Below are 20,447 nucleotides of genomic sequence, written 5' to 3' on the forward strand. Positions count from 1 at the left end.
TTTTAACGTTCCATCATTTGACAAGCGACAATAGCTTTTCCGGTCAAAATTCCTTCTAAGTAAAGCTCTACATCAAGCTTACCGGCCTTACGCCCCATCTCCAAAATTCGCGGTTTAATAATAATTGTCGCGTCCATTTGAACAGGTTTTAGGAAATACATCGTTACATTTTCAATCGCTACATTCCGTTTTTTCATAGAAAATAGTTTTTGCTGTACGACGTCACAAACCACTTGTGTAAATACACCATACGATAATGTTCCGAGTGAATTAGTCATTTGCGGGCTAACTTTAAATTCATAATCTGCCTCTTCTCCAGTATCTGCTTTTTCAGAAAGCTGATTCGCAATCGTATCATCAATTGTTTCACCGACTTGCGGTTGTTTTTGAATCATTTGCATAGATTTTAGAATATCCTGTCTGCTAACAATCCCGATTAATGTTAAGTCATCTTTAACGACTGGAATTACTTCGATACTCTCCCAAATCATCATGTGCGCCACCGAGGCTACACTCATTTTTGGTCCCACAGTTAACGGATTTTTCGTCATTACTCGTTCAATTGAAATACTTGGATTTTTTTCTAGAATATCCTTACTTGTAACCATCCCAGTCAGTCGCATCGCTCGGTTAACTACAGGAAATCGACTATGACCTGTCGCTTCTTCCATTTTATGCCAATCTTCCACTTTATCAGACGTAGATAAAAATGCAGTTGTTTCTAATGGGGTCAAAATATCCTCCACAAATACTACTTCTTTTTTAATTAATTGGTCATAAATCGCGCGGTTAATCATCGTTGCAACTGTAAACGTATCATACGAAGTCGATAAAATGGGCAGTTCTTTCTCATCCGCCAACCGTTTCACTTCGTCGTCCGTATCAAACCCACCAGTAATCAGTACCGCGGCGCCACGTTTCAAAGCAAGTTCATGGGCGCTCACTCTATTTCCGACAATTAATAAGTTTCCTGCATCGGTATAGCGTTCCATCGCTTCCACTGTCATCGCCCCAATAACAAACTTATTAAGCGATTTATAAAGCCCCGCACGACCGCCTAGCACTTGCCCATCGATCATATTCACAATCTCAGCAAAAGTTAATTTTTCGATACTATCTTTTTGCTTCCGTTCAATTCGAAGTGTTCCCACTCGTTTAATAGTAGAAACAAACCCAATGATTTCTGCATCTTTAATAGCCCGATAAGCAGTTCCCTCGCTTACAGACAAGTTTTTCGCGATTTTTCGTACAGATATTTTTTCTCCAACTGCAAGATTTTCAATGTATTTTAAAATCTGTTCATGTTTTGTGGCCACGACACGTTCACCCATTCCTATTTTGTTAGATTTCGATACCTTCCCCAATTTCAAGTACTTTTCCAGTTATCCCCTCATCAAGCGATGCAACAAATTTGTGCGGATCTTGCGCAATCAAAGGAAACGTATTGTAATGCATTGGAACAACTAATTTCGCTTGTAAAAACCGTGCCGCAATCGCCGCATCTTCTGGTCCCATGGTAAAATTATCCCCAATCGGCAAGAAAGCAACGTCTAGCGGATTTAATTCACCAATTAATTTCATATCAGAAAACAAACCAGTGTCCCCTGCAAAATAAATATTTTTATCTTCTATCGTAAATACAATCCCAGTTGGGAAACCAAGGTTAACAATGCGACCATCTCGAACCGTCTGCGATCCGTGAAAAGCTTGCGTCAACTTCACTTGGCCAAAACTAAACTGTCTTTTCCCGCCAATATGCATTGGAGCGATATTTTCAAGCCCATCCTCTACTGCTAAAAAAGAAGCCAAATCCGCATTACAGATAACGGTTGCTCCAGAATTCTTAGCAATTTCAACTGTATCACCGACATGATCATCATGTCCATGCGACAGAACGATAAAGTCAGGCATCTGCTCTTCCGCTTTTAAATCACATTTCTCATTACCAGAAATAAATGGATCCACGAGAATAGTTGTATCCCCAGTAATTATTTTAATACAAGACTGACCATGAAATGAAATCTTCATGTTAAAAAACTTCCTTCCTGATTCATTATTCTATGTGTATTATTGTACCACTATTTATTATAAACTACTATATAACACCTCGTAAACTAAGAGGTGTTTATTAGCAAAATAATTCCTTCGCATGTTATCATGAAATAGAAATCAATTGGAAAGAAGGTACAATTATGGAAAAAAATATCGATGTCTTACAAAATTGGCTAAAAGACCAAGGTGCTGAGGTGGCATTTTTAACAGATCCAGAGAACATCGCTTATTTCTCGGGTTATCATAGTGAGCCTCATGAGCGCGTGCTTGGCTTAGCAGTTTTCCCAGATAGTGAACCGTTTTTATTTACGCCCGCTCTTGAAGTAGAAGATGTGCGCGGCGGTGACTGGACACACCCTGCATACGGATATAACGATACCGAGAACCCTTTCACCATCATTGCAGACGAAATCAAAAAACGCGTTGCAAATCCAAGCAAATTTGCTATTGAGAAAAAACATATGAGCGTAGATCGCTACGAACAATTAGGTGGATTATTCTCCGGCAGCTCTTTCATTCCGATTGAACACAAAATTGAGCAAATTCGTCTGATTAAAACCGAAGCCGAACTAAAAATATTAAAAGAAGCAGCCTTATTAGCCGATTACGCCGTACAAGTTGGTGTAAACGAAATCGCAGAAGGTAAAACAGAAGCAGAAATCGTGGCGAAAATCGAATACGAAATGAAGAAAAAAGGCGTAACTGCCATGTCTTTCGATACAATGGTCCTTACTGGTAAAAACGGTGCCCTGCCACATGGTACTCCAGGCGAAACAAAAATCAAAAAAGGCGATTTAGTTTTATTTGATTTAGGCGTTGTCCATAAAGGCTATTGCTCTGATATTACACGCACAGTAGCTTTTGGAGATATTTCCGATGAACAGAAAAAGATTTACGACACTGTTTTAGAAGCGCAAATTGCCGCTGTCGAAAAAGTAAAAGCCGGCGTAAAAGCAAGCGAAATTGATTTAACTGCTAGAAATATTATTCGTGAAGCAGGTTACGGTGATTATTTCCCACATCGTCTTGGTCACGGTCTTGGCGCGAGTGTCCATGAATTCCCTTCGATTACAGAAACGAACAATATGGAACTGCAAGAAAATATGGTATTTACGATTGAACCAGGTATTTATGTTCCCGGTGTTGCCGGCGTTCGTATAGAAGATGACCTCGTTGTCACAAAAGACGGCGTGCAAGTATTAACGGAATTCCCAAAAACTTTACAAGTAATCGACTAACAAGAAAAGCGAACTTTCCTTTGAGAAAGTTCGCTTTTTTTATTAAATTAATTCTTTGCTATCCGTATAGGGTAAATCAAGTGAATCTGCAACAGCCTTGTACGTAATGTGACCTTGGTATGTGTTTAATCCACGAAGTAAGAATGGGTCATTTTGCACGGCTGCTTCTAAGCCTTGATTAGCCAGTTTCAATCCAAATGGTAAAGTGGCATTAGTAAGCGCCAAAGTGGACGTCCGCGGTACTGCACCTGGCATATTTGCAACAGCATAATGAAGTACACCATATTTTTCGTAGGTTGGATTATCGTGTGTGGAAACGTGATCTGTTGTTTCAAAAATCCCTCCTTGGTCAATCGCGATATCTACAAGGACAGATCCCGGAATCATTTGTTTAATTACATGCTCTTTGACGAGTTTGGGCGCTTTTGCTCCTGGAATTAAAACTGCCCCAATAACCAAATCAGCTTTTTTCACAGCTGTTTCAATATTAAAATCATTCGACATTAACGTTTGGACTTGATTGCCAAAAATATCGTCCAGTTCGCGCAATCGTTTCAAATTCATATCAAGAATGGTCACGTTGGCACCTAAACCAGCTGCAATTTTCGCTGCATTTGTTCCAGCGATTCCGCCACCAATAATAACCACTTCACTTTTCTCTACACCCGGCACCCCACCAAGCAAGACACCCATACCACCATTCGTTCTTTGTAAAAATTGTGCGCCAATCTGAGCTGCCATTCGCCCAGCAACTTCACTCATTGGCGAAAGTAGTGGCAACGTGTGGTCTGCAAGTTCTACTGTTTCATACGCTACACTATTTACTTTACTCTCCATCAAAGCTTTCGCAAGCGTTGGTTCATTTGCCAAATGTAAATATGTGAAAAGTAATAGTCCTTCTTTAAAGTATGTATACTCTGATGCAATCGGTTCTTTTACTTTTACAACCATATCTACATCCCAAGCTTCTTTAGCTGTTTCAACAATTTTTGCCCCCGCTTGCACAAAATCAGCGTCTTGATAATTAGAGCCAATGCCCGCATCTTTTTCCACGTATACAGTATGACCTGCATTTACGTATGAAAAAACACTTGCCGGAGTCATTGCCACCCTATTCTCGTTATTTTTAATTTCTTTTGGTACGCCGACTAACATCTAAATCACTCTCCTTGATATAGGTATAATAGACTATAAAAGATTTTCTACACCCCCATGCTAACACAATATACCTAAGTTGTAAAAAATTAACTAACTGAAATTCAAACAAAAGTTTTAGTAAAATTAGACGAAATATTTGTTTCACTATAATTTATTTTTCATTTTATGGTTCTTTTAGGAAAAAGAGGGTAAAATATAAGTATAGAAAATACATATTTTGATTGGAGGAATTATTATGTTACAACAATACGAAAGAGTTTTAGTAGCAGTTGATGGATCCAAAGAAGCAGAAAGAGCATTCCAAAAAGCAATTCAAGTGGCTAACCGTAATGACGCGGCGCTTGGTCTGGTACATGTTATCGATACACGCGCGTTTTCATCTGTAGCCAATTACGATACAAGCATGGCAGACAAAGCTACCGAATATGCAGATGAATTACTTAGTGGCTATAAAGAAGATGCTTTAAAAGCCGGTGTAACAAAAGTAGAAAGCTACATTGAGTATGGTTCTCCAAAAACAGCTATTACAAAAGAAGCAGCAAAAGCATTCCAAGCAGATTTAATCATGTGTGGTGCAACTGGACTTAACGCTGTAGAACGTTTGTTAATTGGTAGTGTATCTGAGTATATTATTCGCCACTCCCCTTGTGATGTTCTTGTAGTACGTAATGATGTTCCTGATTATAAAGAAGAAAAATAAGGATAGAAAAAAAGGCTAGCTCTTAATTAAGAGCTAGCCTTTTTTACTTTTTTAGTGATTGTTTTTAATTGTTTCTACATCACGAGCAATCATTAATTCTTCGTTTGTAGGAATGATGATAACTTTTACCGGGGAGTGCGGATAGTTAAGGAATCTTTCTTCTCCGCGCACTTGGTTAAGTGCTGGATCCCAGTATACGCCCATGAATTCAAGTCCACGAAGTACTTTTTCACGGATGTATGAACTATTTTCACCGATTCCAGCTGTGAAGATAATGGCATCTACACCGTTCATACGAGCTGCATAAGAACCAATGTATTTATGGATACGGTCAACGAAAACTTGAAGTGCAAGTTCTGCGCGGTCGTTTCCTTTTGCTGCTTCATCTTCTAAATCACGAAGATCGCTTGAAATACCAGATACGCCAAGCATACCAGATTCTTTGTTTAACACATCAAGTACTTGTTCTGCAGTTTTGCCAGTTTTTTCCATGATGAAAGGAATAAGCGCAGGGTCAATGTTACCAGAACGAGTTCCCATAGAAACACCAGCTAGTGGTGTGAATCCCATGGAAGTATCCATTGATTTTCCGCCTTCGATTGCAGCGATACTAGCACCATTACCAAGGTGACAAGTTAGTAAACGTAATTCTTCTACAGGACGTCCTAAAAGTTCTGCAGCGCGTTCGGATACATATTTGTGACTTGTACCGTGGAAACCGTATTTACGGATACCATAGTCTTCATAGTAGCTGTATGGCAGACTGTATAGATAACTTGCTGGAGGCATTGTTTGATGGAAAGCTGTATCGAAAACAGCCACCGAAACAACATCTGGTAAAATCTTGCGGAATGCTTTAATACCAGTAACGTTCGCTGGGTTATGAAGCGGCGCAAGTTCAGATAGAGCTTCAATATCTTTAATTACTTGGTCATCAATATAAACGGATTCAGGGAATCTTTCTCCACCGTGAACAACGCGGTGACCAATTCCAGTGATTTCATCGTAAGAACCGATAACTTTGTGGTTAATTAATTTTTCAAGTAGCATTTGAACAGCAATTTCATGGTCAGGAATATCAATAATTTCTTTGATTTTTTCTCCGTCTACAGTAATTGTAAAAATAGAATCTTTCAAACCAATTCTTTCTACAATCCCTGCTGTGATAACACGTTCAGATGGCATATCATATAATTGGAATTTCAGTGAAGAACTCCCGGCGTTAATTGCAATCGTTTTTTCCATTTTGTTTTTGTCAATTCCTTCCATTATCGTTTCCTTTTGAACCAGTTCTCTATTTCAGCTAAAATCGGTGCAGTTACGCTCGGATCTGTTAGCGAAGAGAGATTGGCCAATAAAACTTCTTTTGGCGGCTTTACATCTACGTCCGCTTTTTGTAAAATCAAGATGCTTTTTCGTGCTTGTTCAGACTTAAACAGTGTTTCAGGCAATTTAATAATTCCCTCAATATGACCGTTTTTCTTGATAAACTTGTCCACCTTAGCAAAGTCACTAGTCCCAAACATTGCGTCAGGTACCAAGAAGAATAAATATCCTCCTGGCTTTGTGTAGCGCATTCCTTGTTCTATAAACAAGAAATGAGCAAATGAATGCCCTTCTTCACGGCAAAGTTCAAATGTTTTTGCATTTTCGTCATCCGGATAATACCCAACAGGTAAATCACTAATTACGACATCTACGGGATCAACTAATAAATTAGCCAGCCCATCTTGATGCAGCAATGTCATTTTTTGTCGCTGTAAATCCGCTCCTACTAGTGCAAGCGAAATAAGCAAATCATCTACATCTACACCACTTGCATGAACGTCTACATCACCTTTTAATTCTAGCTGATTAATCACTGTTGTTAAAAGGTTTGCAGTGCCACAGGCTGGATCCAAGATAGAAACATTTTTCTTCTTTTGAATCACTTTTTCAAGCAAATATGCCACAATGAAACCAATGGAATCTGGCGTCATTTGGTGGTTCACTTGAATACCGTGTTTCATGCCTTTTAGTAGTGCTAATTGAAGACCTTTGCGGATTTCTTCATTCGAGAAATTCTCAAGTTCGATACTTTCGTAAGACGCTTGTAATTTCAATTGTTTTTCAGAAGACAACTCTTCTTTTTGTAAAACTTCTTTTTGAAACAGATTTTCTCCTGTTTCATAAACCGCTTCCAAATAGCTTATTTCAAGTTCATTTTGCAAGATAATAGCTGTATTATCAAGCACTTGAAATAATTCTTGCGTTGCTTCATTTGCCAAAAGTAACACCTCGAATTTTCATCATTACTAACACCACCAAACATTATACAGTATTTCTAGAGAATGTGAAAGGATTTTATGTAGTAAAAGATGAAATTCTCATTGGAAATAGTTCATTATCATTAGTACAGTTTATTTTTAGTAGTAATACAGAAAAAAGCCCTCCTAACTAAAGGAAGGCTTTTAAGATTTAAGCTTTTTTGGCTGCTTCTATCGCTGCTTCATAATTCGGATGATCGCTACCTTCTGGAACTACTTCCGTGTAGACGATTTCCCCTGCTGCATTTACCACAAAAACAGAACGAGCTAGTAAGCGAAGTTCTTTCATGACTACACCGTATGCTTCGCCAAAAGAAAGATCGCGGTGATCAGATAATGTAATCGCATTTGGTAAACCTTCTGCGGCACACCATTTCTTTTGAGCAAATGGTAAATCAACGGAGATAGTTAAGACAACTGTATTATCTAAATTGCTTGCTTCTTCATTAAATTTACGCGTTTGTGTGGAACAAACACTTGTATCAATGGAAGGAACAACGCTGATAAGTCTCACTTTCCCGTCATAATCGTGCAATGTTACTTCTTCTAAATCTCTATTCACCACTGTGAAGTTCGGCGCTTTGTCGCCAACTTTTCTTTCGGTACCTACGAGTGTAACTGGATTATGTTTAAATGTTACTTGAGTCATTTTTTCTTCCTCCTTTAATGGACGCTTCTATTCCATTTTAAAGAAGAAGTTTGCTATAAGCTATTTTTTTGCTCCATTTACCCATTTTTCATCTAGTTCTAAGTAGCCCGTGTGGACGACAGATGTGGATTCAAAAAAGTCCGCAATGCCTTGTTTGTTTGGTGTAAAGGCACAAACCACATATAACGGCCAAATTGTTTTTAAGACAAAACGCATCGCACCTTCTCGAAATAAAACGGTTAACCAAGTTAATTTTTCGCCATCAAGTTTCACTACGCGAAGACCAAATAACATTTTTCCAAGCGTTTGTCCGAAAAACTTAGTAAGCAGAATAAAGTAAGCTAAAAAGATAATCGTTGTCATTCCCCAATAAAATGTGAAGAAACTGTCATCCATCCCCATTCCAGAAACGCGGAAAATCGGATTAATAATGATTCCCTTCAAGGCTGCGATGACAACTAAATCGACTAAATAAGCTAAAAACCGGATCCAAAAGCCAGCAAAGTACTGTTTAGGAATGGCTTCTTCTTTCTGAATTGGTGGTTCATAATGATAGACTTGGCGTTTACTTTCAAAAGCAACATTTTCATTAGCCATTTGCGCCTCTCCTCTCACATTATTCTCCATATAAATACATCATTCTTGGCGCTTTAAGTGTGCCAGTTAATTTGATTAGTTGGGAAATATCTGCATTTTGACCAGAGATTTTTTGTGCAGCTACAGAGAATAGCGAGCTAAAGTTTTCTGGTGTATCATATTGAATGACTGTCGCATCAGCTAACCCTTGTTCTTTTTTCAAAGCTTCTAGGGCATCTTCTTGATAACCAAATTCATCAATCAATCCGTTCTCTTTTGCTTGGCGGCCGTCGTATATGCGACCATCTGCAATTTTACGCACTTGTTCTACAGTCATTCCACGGCCCTGTGCAACTACTTTAACGAACTCATTATAAGAATCATCAATCATTGACTGCATAATCTTCTTCTCGTCTTCCGTCATTGGTCTTGTCCCGCTCATAATGTCTTTATATTCGCCACTTTTAATGGTATTATCTGAAACACCTAATTTTTTCATGAGTTCACTATAGTCATACCCTTGCATAATGACGCCAAGCGAGCCGGTCAATGTTTCTTTACTTGCAAAAATTTTGTCGGCTGGCGCGGAAATATAATATCCACCTGATGCTGCCATACTCCCCATGGAAACATAGAATGGAATATTGCGTTCTTTTTGAATTTGTAAAATTTTATCACGAATTTGCGCGGATTCCATGACACCGCCACCTGGTGAATTAACATACAGCAGTACGCCTTGGATATAGTCATCATTTCTCACTTGTTCTAATTGTTGCATAAAAAAAGAATGATTGTAGCCAGCCTCACTAAATAAGGAACCTGAATCTCCCGTATCTTGAATAGTGCCATCTACAGATAATACAGCAATTGTATCATTCCCGCCTTCTTCAATTACTGTTTCGGTTAGTTCGCCGGTATCTGCGAATAGGCTTTCGACAAATGTCGGACTACTATCTTCCTTTGAAGCGATTTGACTTGATGTAAACTTTGCTAACGCACTGACTATCAAAAGTGCAAAAACAATCCCTAGTGCAATCCATCTTTTAGCGTTCATTTATTTCTCCCCTTTTTCTGATTAGATAATGTAATAATACCAGCCTCTTTTATTTTGTACAATCTTTCTCTTAAATTGTGTCCCATTTCACTTTTTTACTTATGATGAAAGAAATTGCTCTGAAGTCATGTTATAATAAGTTTGTTGATTAAAATTGGATTCTGGAGGGACAACTAACATGGCAAAAACTATTTTTTATTTTTCCTATCGAAAAACAGAAGAACTACATGCAAAAGCAAAAGAATTGAAGAAAATTACGACGGATTATGGATATGAATTAACGGATGACTATCAAAAAGCAAACGTTATTATCAGCATTGGTGGTGATGGTGCTTTTCTTAAATCTGTAAGAGAAACTGGCTTCCGTCAAGATTGTTTATATGCAGGGATTGCGCTAACAGAGCAATTAGGTCAATACTGTGACTTCCATATTAATCAATTGGATGAAATCATCAAGGCAGCCATTGAAGATCGTTGGTTAGTAAGACGTTATCCAACTATCTATGGAACAGTGAATAACACCAAAGCTTTTTATGTATTAAATGAATTTAACATTCGTTCTTCTATTATTAGAACGCTTACGATGGATCTTTATATTAATGATTCTCACTTCGAAACTTTCCGCGGAGATGGCATGGTTATTTCCACACCAACAGGAAGTACCGCTTATAATAAATCAGTGAACGGTTCTATCGTGGACCCACTTCTTCCATCTATGCAAGTAAGTGAACTGGCTTCTATTAACAATAACAAATTCCGCACACTTGGTTCTTCGTTCATTCTTAGTCCAAAACGCAAACTACGTATTGAAATTGCGTCTGAAGAAGGAAATAACGAATTCCCGATGATTGGAATGGACAGCGAAGCACTTAGTATCCAACACGTGCATGAAGTTAATTTAGAAGTAGGCGATCGTTTTATCAATATTATCAAACTGCCTAAAAATTCTTTCTGGGATAAAGTGAAACGTAATTTCTTATAATAAAAAAGTCTGGCACTTACGCCAGACTTTTTTATTTTGCTTCCAAGATGGCTGCTAGTAATGCTTTTTGTGCATGAAGCCGATTTCCCGCTTGTTGATAAATGACCGAGTGATTGCCATCAATGATTTCAGCTGTCACTTCTTCTTCCCGATGTGCTGGTAAGCAATGTAAGAAGTGGTAATCAGGCTTGGCACCACTAACTAATTCTGCATTTACTTGATATTTTTCGCCAAAATCCGCCAAACGTTTCGCATTTTCATCTTCTTGCCCCATACTTGTCCAAACATCCGTATAAATAAAGTCCGCATCAGTCACTGCAAGTTTTGGATCTTCTGTAACGAAAATCTTGCCACCACTTTGCTTCGCCAGATTTTCTGCCTTTGCAAGAATTGTTTCGTCGACCTCATACCCTTTTGGCATCGCAAGGCAAATATCTATCCCGACCATAGCGCCGGCTAAAAGCAATGAATGACATACATTGTTACCATCACCAATATAAGCTAGTTTGACACCTTCCAACTGATCTTTCCATTCATAAATAGTCATTAAATCCGCTAACGCCTGACATGGATGATGCAGGTCGGTTAAGCCATTAATAATTGGAATTTCTGCATGATACGCCAATTCTTCTACTTTTTCATGACTAAATGTCCGAATCATAATTGCATCAATATATTCTGACATCACATGCGCCGTATCTTTAATCGGTTCACCACGCCCGATTTGCAATTCCTTTGAACTCATCACTATCGCTTGTCCACCTAATTGCAGAATCCCGGCTTCAAAAGAAACCCGTGTTCTAGTAGAAGGCTTGTCAAAGATCATTCCTAAAATTTTCCCGCTTAAAATATGACTATAATGAGCTGGATTCGTTTTCATTGCAACAGCTAATTTAATAATATCTGTCAATTCTTCTTTATTCCATTCAAGCAAACTGAGCATATCTTTCCCAGCTGTATTATTTTTCGCATACATTGTCATCCCTCTTCACTCCCAATCAATTGGTTTTCCAAAACACTTTTCAATAAATATATGGCTTGATCGATTTCTGCATAACTGACGGTTAAAGGTGGTAAGATTCGTAGCACATTAGCCCCCGCAGTTAGTATTAGCAATCCTTTATCTCTAAGTTCCGTTACAACTGGTTCTGCGGTATTTTCAAGTTCTATACCTATCAGAAATCCTCCACCACGAATGACAGAAACATTATCCAACGCCTCTAAATGCACTTCTAACAAATATCTAAAATAGTCTGCTTTGGCATTTACCTCTTCTAAAAATCCCGCTTGTTTCATTGTTCGTAATATCTCTTTAGCCGCCGCAAGGGCCAATTTATTTCCTCCAAAAGTAGAGCCATGACTTCCTGGCCCAAAAGCACTACTTAGATTCGCTTTTCCGACCATCGCTCCAATCGGCCAGCCATTTCCAAGCCCTTTTGCTAAAGTGAAAATATCTGGTTCTAAACCAATCTGCTCAAATCCATAAAGCGTCCCCGTTCGCCCAAGCCCAGTCTGCACCTCATCAATAATTAATAATACCCCCATTTTTTTGCAAAGCAATTGAACCTCTAAAAGAAAGGCTGCATTTGCTGGGATGACGCCACCTTCCCCTTGAATTACTTCTAACATGACTGCTGCTGTATGTTCATCGATTTCTGCTCGGAAAGCCTCGATGTCATTATAAGGGACGTAAGTGAAGCCAGGAACAAGTCCCCCGAACCCTTGATGAATTTTAGCTTGGGCTGTAGCTGACATCGAACCAAAAGTACGTCCGTGGAAAGATTTTTCAAAGGTAATTATTTTTTCTTTCCCGGTATATTTTCTAGCTAATTTGAGCGCTGCTTCATTTGCCTCTGTTCCGCTATTACAAAAGAAAACTAATCTGTCTTTACCATCTGCAATTAATTCTGCGACACTATCTTGCAAAGCACATTCATATAAATTCGATGTGTGCCAAATATTCGTTAGTTGTTGTTGTACTGCTTCTGCAACATTTGCTGGACAATGACCAAGGTTACAAACTGCGATACCGCTAGTGAAATCGAGATATGTTTTACCATTTTTATCTGTTACAACCGTGCCCGTACCGTTAACTAAATCAATAGGAAACCTTTTGTATGTTGGAAAAACATGTTTCATCCAATCGCCACCTTGTTTTTTATTTTTGTTCCGCTAGTGTTAAGGGAATCTGTAATAATAACTTTTCCGACACCGTTTTCGGCAGCAAAGGCAGCGCTAGCTAATTTAGGAATCATTCCACCTTTTATTACGCCGGCATTTTGCAGCTTTTCTATTTCATCTGTGGCTATTTCGCCAATAATTTCTGAACCTTTTTTCACACCAGGTACATCTGTTAGTAAATAGAGTGCTTCTGCTTGAAGTGCGCTTGCTACTTCACAGGCGGCTGTATCTGCATTGACATTTAGCCAATCGTATTCACTGTTTATACCAAGCGGCGCAATCACAGTGATAATATTTTCGCTAAGTAATTGTTCGATTAAATCTGTCTTTACTTTCGTTATTTTTCCGACAAATCCCAAATTCGCGTCGTTCAAAAAATCTGCTTCTAGTAACCCTGTATCACCCGCATTTAAACCGATAACCGAAATATTACGTTTTTGAAAAGCAGTGGTAATAGCTGGTTGGACTTGGCCAATTAAAACCATTTTTGTCACTTCAAGAGTCGCTTTATTAGTGACACGTAGACCATTTTTTGTTTCGACAGGAATAGCAAGAGATTTCATCATTTTTGTAATATAATGCCCGCCGCCATGAACAAGTACAATTTTTTTATTGGCAGCTTGCCATTGTATTATTTGTTGGAAAAAATCTTCTGTTAAATTGTCACTTGCGACACCGCCTAGTTTTACGACTATCGTATTCTCCATCCTGATTCCTCCTTACGTCCGGTAGCATGCGTTAATTTTGACGTATTCATAACTCAAGTCGCAACCCCATGCTGTTCCTGACTCAAGTCCGATATGAAGATCAACGTCGATAATGATATGCTCTTCTTCTAAATAGGCATCTAACGCCTGTTGATTAAAAATGGTTTGGCTGCTATGATTCAAAATTTCAATCCCGCCAATTTTAATCGTTATGTTATCTGGCGCAAACCGGCCACCTGAATAGCCAATCGCGCAAATAATACGTCCCCAGTTCCCATCTCCACCAAAAGCTGCCGTCTTCACGAGACTAGAAGAAACAATTTTTTTAGCAATCATTCTTGCATCTTCTGTTTTTGTAGCGCCATTAACTTGTACCTCGATTAGTTTTGTCGCTCCCTCGCCGTCTCGCGCGATGCTTTTAGCAAGGTGCTCCATTACCGCTTGAAACATATCCGCAAATTTCGCAAAATCCGCTGTCCCTTCCTGAAGCATCGGGTTTTCTGCACAGCCATTCGCCATGACTACCACCATATCGTTGGTAGAAGTATCGCCATCTACCGTTATTTGATTGAAAGTTTTGTCTACTTTTATTTTTAGTAATTTTTGCAATAATTCAGCCGGGATTGCGGCATCTGTTGTAATAAAAGCAAGCATTGTCGCCATATTTGGATGAATCATTCCTGATCCCTTCGCTACACCTGACATCGTTACCTTTCTACCACCAATTTCTGTTTGAAAACTGATTTGTTTTTGAAACGTATCTGTTGTTAAAATCGCTTCTTCAAAATCGGCCGCATTTCCAGTTTGCTTTTCTAGCATTTCTATTCCCGCGTTGATTTTGTCCATCGGTAGCATATCGCCAATAATTCCCGTGGAAGCAACGGCTACGTAATCAAGTGGAATATCTAACTTTTCTGCCGTTTGAGCCCGCATCGCAAGTGCATCTAACATACCTTGATTCCCTGTACATGCATTGGCATTCCCACTATTCACAATAATTGCTTGTAACTTCGCATTACTTTGAAAAGAATCTTTCGTTACAAAAATTGGTGCGGCTTGCATTTGATTCATCGTATAAACAGCGGCTGCATTTGCTGGAACTTCTGAATAAATCCAACCAATATCATTTCGTTTTCTTTTAAGCCCTGCATGTTTTCCGTCAGCATAAAATCCTTTTGGTGAAGCGATATTTCCTTTGACAAGTTCCATTTTATTTTTCCCCTTTCACGGATACACCGGAATAAACCTTAATCCGTCACTTTCAGCAAAATTCGCCATTATGTTTAAATTTTGAATGGCCTGACCAGCCGCCCCTTTAACTAAATTATCAATCACAGAAACGATAGTAATCACATTCGTTTTTTCATTATAAGCAAGACCTATATCACAGTAATTCGATGCTGTCACTTGTTTGACAGTCGGATATACATTTTCTGGTTGGATTCGGACAAATGGAGCATTCTCGTAGGTGGATTTGTAAAGCGTATGTAACTCTTTTTGGGTGATAGGATTTTTGGGTTTAACGTAGATGGTTGTGAAGATGCCTCTTGTGATGGGAATTAACGAAGTAGAAAATTGAATTGCTGGGATAGTCTCATCCCATTTAGTTAATTGTTGCATAATTTCTGGAATATGTTGATGAGAATTCATTTTATAAAGTGTCATGTTTTCATTGGTTTCTGTAAAATGAGTACTTGCAGAGGGCACTTTTCCTGCGCCGGAAATACCTGATTTAGCGTCTACGATAATCGATGTTGGATCAATCAACTGGCTTATCACTAGAGGTGCTATACCTAACAATGTTGCAGTTGCATAACATCCAGGATTAGCAATGAATCTAGCTTCTTTCTTATCACGGAATTCTGCTAAACCATATTCCGCCTTAGCGATATACTCGATTGGAGCCGCGCTTTTTCCATACCATTTTTCGTAAAGCTGCCTGTCTTTTAATCGAAAGTCCCCGGATAGATCAATGACATTCAAACCTGCATCTACATATGGGAGAGCAATATCTTTCGCGATTCCAGAAGGCGTGGCAATAAAAACGGTATCACTTTTTTCGATGATTTCTGCTGAATTTATTTTCTCTAAGGGGCTAGCTTCTAAATCTTTTAAATGAGGATAAAAGGTTGCAAGTGTTTCTGATTGAGCGGAAAAACTATGTAACGTCGCTATGTCTACCGAAGCATGTTGATGAAGCAAGCGAATTAGCTCAAGCCCTCCGTATCCTGTTGCACCAATAATGGAAACTTTCATCCTAACCCCTCCCGTTAATTATTAAATGATACTTTTCATTATAATGATGTATATTTATAATGTCAAATGGTTTTTTATTAATATTTAAAACTATTTTATGCATTTTTAGTTATTTATTATGTATATAATATACAAAAACCGTTTATCCAGAAAAGGATAAACGGTTAATCTTAAAATAAATCAGCAAACTCATCTTTGACTTGTGCAGTTTCCGCTACATTCACAGAAATGGTTTCAATGTTGTCTAATGCTTTCGCAATTAACGCTTCAAAATCTGTGAAGCTTTCGTAATGCTCGATTTTATCTAGTTTTGGTTTTGTTTTTGGAGATGGTGGCGTGAAAATGGTACAGCAATCTTCAAATGGTTGCACTGATAAATTATACGTATCAATCTTTTGCGCGATTTGAATGATTTCATTTTTATCCATGGATACGACTGGACGAATGATTGGTGTCGCTGTTACGGCGTTAATTGCTAGCATACTTTCCAATGTTTGGCTGGCAACTTGCCCTAAACTTTCGCCATTAACAATCGCTAAACCGTTTCTCCTGCGACGAAGTTCATCCGTAATTCGAAGCATCATTCGACGAGTTACGGTCATAATCACACTTTCAGGAATTTGTTGTTTGATCACTTCTTGAATCTCTGTAAATGGAACGATGTGCATTTGTACCTGTCCGCTGTATTTAGCCAATTTTGCAGCTAAATCAACCGCCTTTTGTTTCGCTTGTTCACTTGTATACGGTGGGCTATGAAAATGAACTGCTTCAATTTCTACGCCACGTTTTTGGGCTAAATAGCCTGCAACCGGACTATCAATACCTCCCGAAAGCATTAACATTGCACGACCCGATGAACCTACTGGCAGACCAGCTGCACCAAGAATTGTCCGGCATGATAAAAATACGCCTTCTTTACGCACATCAATGGTTAGTTTTACATCAGGATTTTTAACATTGACCGTTAAATCTTCCATATTTTGTAATACATAAGCACCGATTTCTTGGTTGATTTCATTAGAATCAAGCGGAAACTCGCGGTGGCTACGTCTTGCTGCGACTTTAAATGTTCCGTTCTCCTCATGCGCATCTTGTACTAAGGCAAGTGCAGCGGCTTTTACTTCCTCTACATCTAAATTGACGCGTACAGCTGGACTAAAGGATTGGATTCCGAAAATCGGTTTTAAACGTTCTTCTACGAGCTGATAATCTGCCCCATTTAAAATAATATACATTCGGTCACGTTCTCCGTGAATACGAACTTCCGGCAAATCTGTCATTGCACGTTTGACGTTTTGCGCCAACTTTGTCACAAATTGTTTTCTGTTTTTTCCTTTTGTAGATAACTCTCCGTATCTAATTAACATACGATCAAATTCCAATTTATTTCACCACTTTATTTAGATTTTCAATGATTTCTTGCAGTTTTTGAATAAAAATTTTCGCTTCAGATAAACGATTTTCATACGATAAGCTAACACGTACTGCTCCTGTTGCTTCTTCGTCCGTCACACCCATCGCTTTTAACGTGCTGCTTGCTAGCTTCTGCTTAGAAGAACACGCACTAGTGGTGGAAATGTAAATATCTTCTTTTTCTAAAGCATGTACTAAAATTTCCCCACGATGCCCTTTTGCCGAAAAACAAACGATATGCGGAGCCGCGACACTTTGTTTCGTATGAACTGTCATATCAGACATTTGCGCAATTTCCGTTAGTAAATAATCGCGAATCTCGATTAATGCTTCTTTTCGTGGCTCATTTTCGAGCGTTAGTCGTAATGCTTTTGCCAGCGCAACATTCCCAGCTAAATTTTCTGTTCCACTGCGGTAGCCCATTTCCTGCCCACCACCAAGAATTTCTGAATGCAAATGCACATTTTTTCGTTTAAAAAGTATTCCGGTTCCACGTAGAGCATGAAATTTATGCCCTGAAAAAGTGAGCAAATCAATAGCATTCTCATTAAGTGCAAGTGGTATTTTTCCGATACCTTGAACGAAATCTACATGAAAGAAAGTATGTTCAAGCAATTTTAGCATTTCGCCAATTTCGTGCAGTGGTTGGATGCTTCCCACCTCATTGTTCACGCCCATAATAGACACTAAAATCGTTTCATCTGTGAGTGCAGCTTTCAATGCTTCCATCTTGATGACGCCGTTTTTATCTACTGGTAAATACGTGACAGTAAAACCTTCCTGCTCAAGTTCTTCCATTACCATACGAACAGAAGGATGCTCGATGCTAGAGGTAACAATATGTTTCCCGCGATTTTGGTAACTATAAACGAGCCCTTTAATCGCCAAATTATTCCCCTCTGTGCCACCAGATGTAAAAATAATTTCTTCTGGCAAAGCGCTCACCATCGCAGCGATTTGTTTTCTTGATGCATCAAGCAGCTCTTTCGACTTAGCACCAAAACGATGCAGCGAAGAAGGATTAGCAAAATAATTACTCGCTACCTTTGTATATGTTTCAAGTACGGCCGCATTTGGCTTTGTTGTCGCACTATTATCGAAATAAATCATAAAAACTAAATTCTCCTCCCCAATATTCCACTCTCCATTTTATCATAATTCCAACACTTTCCAACTACTATTTTCATAAAAAAACAGGATTCCTATTATAAAAATAGAAATACCTGTTTTTACGTTTTTATTCAATATCGTCGACGCTTACTTTTGATTCATACGCTTTTTCGACTTTTTTAAATGCTCCTGTTTCCACTTTTTCCAGCGCGGTTACAGCAATTTCTAATGCTTTTTTATACTGATAATCATTGTAGAAATGGTTTTCTGCTTGAACGAGTTCATCTGCAAGTTCTTTGTTACGCAATCGATAGCGGTTAGCATATTGGATAACATGCTCAACTAAGCGAACATTCTCCATCATTTCCTCGGCTTTTTCAGTTAAATGAGTTAAATCTTCTTCTGCAATACGCCAATCTTGGCTTACTGCTTTCATATTTAGCGGTTTCTCTTCCAAACGTTTCTCAAGCGCATTAATGGATTCCCCCATATGCTCTCGTAGCGATAAATACTCTTCTGGAAGACCTGGCAAACGTTCTCGTTCCATTTTGCGATCTAGTGTAATAATTGCACGACGCATCCGTTCAGCATCATCACGCGCTTCTAGTTCATCTTTACGCAAAGAACGCAATTCTTCAGCGAATTTGTCCTGCTCAGCGCTAATCGTAATAAGTGCTGCATCAATTTCTTTCAATGTATCTTGCGCTGCCGAGTAGGCAATCTCACCACTAGCAATTAGAGCAGTTAATTGTTCAAAGTTTTCTTTTGCTTCACTCAATTTAGCGCTCGTTTTTAAATAAACCGCTAGATCATCTTCAGCAACATGATAGGTTTGTTTTACTTCTGTAATTTGTTCAGCAAGTGCATCTGAAACGGCATTTTGGCGTTGTAACTTGTCAGAAGTTGGGCTATGATTTTCTTTCACGAAATGGCGAGCTTCTGCTTCGTGTTCAAGCGTATCATAAAACAAATCGATTTCATTATGTAATTCTTCTACTCCTTGTTCCGCTTCATCTAAATCAAGATTAATTACATTTTTTTTCATTTTATCAATTTGATTTTTCATGCGAGAAATCTCTTTATCTAACTCCATTTGAGCTAAATAATAACCTTTTCGCACCATTTCTTCATAGCCAGCGCGAAGTTTAGTCATTTCTTCTGGCAAAATGGTATCTGTTTCATGCAGTAATGACGGGATTCGCTCCATTTGCGCTTCGATTACTTGCATTTCTTTTTGAACCACTATAACGATTTCTCGTGCCTCTAAATGATCACCTTGGTCAGTTAATGAATCATAGCTATTTAAGCTTTCTGACAGTTCACTTAGTTTTGTCTCAATATATGGTAACGTTTCTCCAAGTTTAAATCCTCTTGTCAAAACTTCTCGGCGCAACTCCGCAAATTTTTCTTTCGTGGCACGACTTTCTTTGGCATTTTTTTCTTCACTAATAAGTAGCTCTTTTAGTCCACCAAGAATTTGATCCATTTGCTTTTCAATTACAACGAGCATTTGCTCAATATCATTTTCAGCGTGTGTAGCAGAACGGAACTTGTAACGGTCCGTGTTCATCTCTGCTTCTAATAACACTTCTTCTAAATCAGGAAATAATCTAGTTTCAATTTCATCCCAGGACGAACGCCATGATTCAAAAAGCGCTTCTGTCTGACCTGTTAGTTTTAATTTTTTCACTTTTGAAAGTTCATCAATAACCGGCCGCTCTCTGAGTTTAATCTTTTTCTCTTCTAACTCGTTTATTCTTTGGTAATGTTTTCTTTTTAATATGTAGCCTGCACCAATGACTGCAATAACTACGATAATAAAGCCGATTAACATGTAGTACATCCAAAATCCTCCCATCAACGTTAACTTGTGAAAGAAAAACAGCCACACTCGTGCTGCTCATACATCTTTTCAATTATGTACATCTTTCCATATGTAGTATATTTTATTCCTCATTTTCAGTTCATTATACACATCTTTTATTTTACCACGATTTGCCTAGAATTACTTGCGTTTAACGAAAAAATTTTTAAAGCAAGTAAAATCTATTCTATTACAAAACAA

19 protein-coding genes are annotated in these 20,447 nt (G+C 38.5%); 3 read left to right on the forward strand and 16 right to left on the reverse strand.

Features of this window, described 5'->3' with window-relative positions; genetic code table 11:
* Positions 1–2 precede the first annotated feature (2 nt).
* Positions 3–1,316, reverse strand: a complete 1,314-nt coding sequence (ytoI, locus tag GL301_RS07995) for a CBS-HotDog domain-containing transcription factor YtoI (protein ID WP_003727381.1) — start codon at positions 1,314–1,316, stop codon at positions 3–5.
* A 25-nt stretch (positions 1,317–1,341) separates the two neighbouring features.
* Entirely contained in the window at positions 1,342–2,028 is a 687-nt protein-coding gene (locus GL301_RS08000) for a metal-dependent hydrolase (RefSeq protein WP_003725990.1), read from the reverse strand.
* 164 nt (positions 2,029–2,192) lie between these two features.
* Here GL301_RS08000 and GL301_RS08005 point away from each other — a divergent pair, with 164 nt between their 5' ends.
* Positions 2,193–3,290 carry a M24 family metallopeptidase gene (locus GL301_RS08005; protein WP_003727380.1) on the forward strand — a complete coding sequence of 366 codons (1,098 nt, stop codon included), beginning with the start codon at positions 2,193–2,195 and terminating at the stop codon, positions 3,288–3,290.
* A gap of 42 nt (positions 3,291–3,332) precedes the next feature.
* On the opposite strand, the gene ald is transcribed toward GL301_RS08005, so the two are convergent.
* A complete protein-coding gene (gene ald / locus GL301_RS08010) occupies positions 3,333–4,445 on the reverse strand; it encodes an alanine dehydrogenase (protein ID WP_003730619.1) in 1,113 nt (370 codons plus the stop codon).
* Positions 4,446–4,683: 238 nt separating this feature from the next.
* On the opposite strand from ald, the gene GL301_RS08015 reads away from it, so the two are divergent.
* On the forward strand, positions 4,684–5,148 hold the full coding sequence (locus tag GL301_RS08015) for a universal stress protein (RefSeq protein WP_003725993.1): 465 nt from the start codon (positions 4,684–4,686) through the stop codon (positions 5,146–5,148).
* Between the two features lie 51 nt (positions 5,149–5,199).
* Here GL301_RS08015 and GL301_RS08020 read toward each other — a convergent pair whose 3' ends face one another.
* The 5 genes from GL301_RS08020 to sppA form a co-directional block, all read right to left on the reverse strand.
* On the reverse strand, positions 5,200–6,393 hold the full coding sequence (locus tag GL301_RS08020; protein ID WP_003741223.1) for an acetate kinase: 1,194 nt from the start codon (positions 6,391–6,393) through the stop codon (positions 5,200–5,202).
* Between the two features lie 23 nt (positions 6,394–6,416).
* The gene (locus tag GL301_RS08025) at positions 6,417–7,415 is read right to left on the reverse strand and encodes a class I SAM-dependent methyltransferase (RefSeq protein WP_003727379.1); all 999 of its coding nucleotides are present in this window, start codon (positions 7,413–7,415) and stop codon (positions 6,417–6,419) included.
* Between the two features lie 190 nt (positions 7,416–7,605).
* Positions 7,606–8,103 (reverse strand): thiol peroxidase, encoded by a 498-nt coding sequence (gene tpx, locus GL301_RS08030; protein ID WP_003727378.1) that lies wholly within the window; start codon positions 8,101–8,103, stop codon positions 7,606–7,608.
* Between the two features lie 60 nt (positions 8,104–8,163).
* Positions 8,164–8,700, reverse strand: coding sequence for an RDD family protein (locus tag GL301_RS08035; protein ID WP_003725996.1), 537 nt, complete (start codon positions 8,698–8,700; stop codon positions 8,164–8,166).
* 19 nt (positions 8,701–8,719) lie between these two features.
* Positions 8,720–9,733 (reverse strand): signal peptide peptidase SppA, encoded by a 1,014-nt coding sequence (sppA, locus tag GL301_RS08040; RefSeq protein WP_003734345.1) that lies wholly within the window; start codon positions 9,731–9,733, stop codon positions 8,720–8,722.
* 178 nt (positions 9,734–9,911) lie between these two features.
* On the opposite strand from sppA, the gene GL301_RS08045 reads away from it, so the two are divergent.
* Positions 9,912–10,715, forward strand: coding sequence for an NAD kinase (locus tag GL301_RS08045; RefSeq protein WP_003723315.1), 804 nt, complete (start codon positions 9,912–9,914; stop codon positions 10,713–10,715).
* 31 nt (positions 10,716–10,746) lie between these two features.
* On the opposite strand, the gene argF is transcribed toward GL301_RS08045, so the two are convergent.
* The 8 genes from argF to ezrA all read right to left on the reverse strand — a co-directional run bounded on the left by argF (position 10,747) and on the right by ezrA (position 20,225).
* On the reverse strand, positions 10,747–11,697 hold the full coding sequence (gene argF / locus GL301_RS08050) for an ornithine carbamoyltransferase (protein ID WP_010958915.1): 951 nt from the start codon (positions 11,695–11,697) through the stop codon (positions 10,747–10,749).
* On the reverse strand, positions 11,694–12,854 hold the full coding sequence (locus tag GL301_RS08055; RefSeq protein ID WP_012681311.1) for an acetylornithine transaminase: 1,161 nt from the start codon (positions 12,852–12,854) through the stop codon (positions 11,694–11,696). The genes argF and GL301_RS08055 overlap by 4 nt, the downstream gene beginning before the upstream one ends.
* Positions 12,851–13,603 (reverse strand): acetylglutamate kinase, encoded by a 753-nt coding sequence (gene argB / locus GL301_RS08060; RefSeq protein WP_003726000.1) that lies wholly within the window; start codon positions 13,601–13,603, stop codon positions 12,851–12,853. The genes GL301_RS08055 and argB overlap by 4 nt, the downstream gene beginning before the upstream one ends.
* A 12-nt stretch (positions 13,604–13,615) precedes the next feature.
* Positions 13,616–14,812 (reverse strand): bifunctional glutamate N-acetyltransferase/amino-acid acetyltransferase ArgJ, encoded by a 1,197-nt coding sequence (gene argJ / locus GL301_RS08065; protein ID WP_010958916.1) that lies wholly within the window; start codon positions 14,810–14,812, stop codon positions 13,616–13,618.
* Between the two features lie 15 nt (positions 14,813–14,827).
* The gene (gene argC / locus GL301_RS08070; protein ID WP_003726002.1) at positions 14,828–15,859 is read right to left on the reverse strand and encodes an N-acetyl-gamma-glutamyl-phosphate reductase; all 1,032 of its coding nucleotides are present in this window, start codon (positions 15,857–15,859) and stop codon (positions 14,828–14,830) included.
* A 170-nt stretch (positions 15,860–16,029) separates the two neighbouring features.
* Complete coding sequence (gene thiI / locus GL301_RS08075) at positions 16,030–17,241, reverse strand: tRNA uracil 4-sulfurtransferase ThiI (RefSeq protein ID WP_003727373.1); 1,212 nt, start codon at positions 17,239–17,241, stop codon at positions 16,030–16,032.
* A gap of 1 nt (position 17,242) precedes the next feature.
* A complete protein-coding gene (locus tag GL301_RS08080) occupies positions 17,243–18,382 on the reverse strand; it encodes a cysteine desulfurase family protein (protein ID WP_003726004.1) in 1,140 nt (379 codons plus the stop codon).
* 127 nt (positions 18,383–18,509) lie between these two features.
* Positions 18,510–20,225, reverse strand: a complete 1,716-nt coding sequence (gene ezrA, locus GL301_RS08085) for a septation ring formation regulator EzrA (RefSeq protein WP_003726006.1) — start codon at positions 20,223–20,225, stop codon at positions 18,510–18,512.
* Positions 20,226–20,447: the final 222 nt, after the last annotated feature.

The organism is Listeria sp. LM90SB2 (assembly GCF_028867355.1).
GTDB classification, from domain to species: Bacteria; Bacillota; Bacilli; order Lactobacillales; family Listeriaceae; genus Listeria; species Listeria monocytogenes_B.

Coding starts and splice junctions, on each gene's coding strand:
- GL301_RS08005 (WP_003727380.1), top strand. CDS start 2,193: ATGGAAAAAAATATCGATGTCTTACAAAATTGGCTAAAAGACCAAGGT.
- argF (WP_010958915.1), bottom strand. CDS start 11,697: ATGACAATGTATGCGAAAAATAATACAGCTGGGAAAGATATGCTCAGT.
- GL301_RS08035 (WP_003725996.1), bottom strand. CDS start 8,700: ATGGCTAATGAAAATGTTGCTTTTGAAAGTAAACGCCAAGTCTATCAT.
- argJ (WP_010958916.1), bottom strand. CDS start 14,812: ATGGAACTTGTCAAAGGAAATATCGCTTCACCAAAAGGATTTTATGCT.
- argB (WP_003726000.1), bottom strand. CDS start 13,603: ATGGAGAATACGATAGTCGTAAAACTAGGCGGTGTCGCAAGTGACAAT.
- GL301_RS08080 (WP_003726004.1), bottom strand. CDS start 18,382: ATGATTTATTTCGATAATAGTGCGACAACAAAGCCAAATGCGGCCGTA.
- tpx (WP_003727378.1), bottom strand. CDS start 8,103: ATGACTCAAGTAACATTTAAACATAATCCAGTTACACTCGTAGGTACC.
- argC (WP_003726002.1), bottom strand. CDS start 15,859: ATGAAAGTTTCCATTATTGGTGCAACAGGATACGGAGGGCTTGAGCTA.
- sppA (WP_003734345.1), bottom strand. CDS start 9,733: ATGAACGCTAAAAGATGGATTGCACTAGGGATTGTTTTTGCACTTTTG.
- GL301_RS08000 (WP_003725990.1), bottom strand. CDS start 2,028: ATGAAGATTTCATTTCATGGTCAGTCTTGTATTAAAATAATTACTGGG.
- GL301_RS08020 (WP_003741223.1), bottom strand. CDS start 6,393: ATGGAAAAAACGATTGCAATTAACGCCGGGAGTTCTTCACTGAAATTC.
- ezrA (WP_003726006.1), bottom strand. CDS start 20,225: ATGTACTACATGTTAATCGGCTTTATTATCGTAGTTATTGCAGTCATT.
- GL301_RS08015 (WP_003725993.1), top strand. CDS start 4,684: ATGTTACAACAATACGAAAGAGTTTTAGTAGCAGTTGATGGATCCAAA.
- GL301_RS08055 (WP_012681311.1), bottom strand. CDS start 12,854: ATGAAACATGTTTTTCCAACATACAAAAGGTTTCCTATTGATTTAGTT.
- GL301_RS08045 (WP_003723315.1), top strand. CDS start 9,912: ATGGCAAAAACTATTTTTTATTTTTCCTATCGAAAAACAGAAGAACTA.
- ald (WP_003730619.1), bottom strand. CDS start 4,445: ATGTTAGTCGGCGTACCAAAAGAAATTAAAAATAACGAGAATAGGGTG.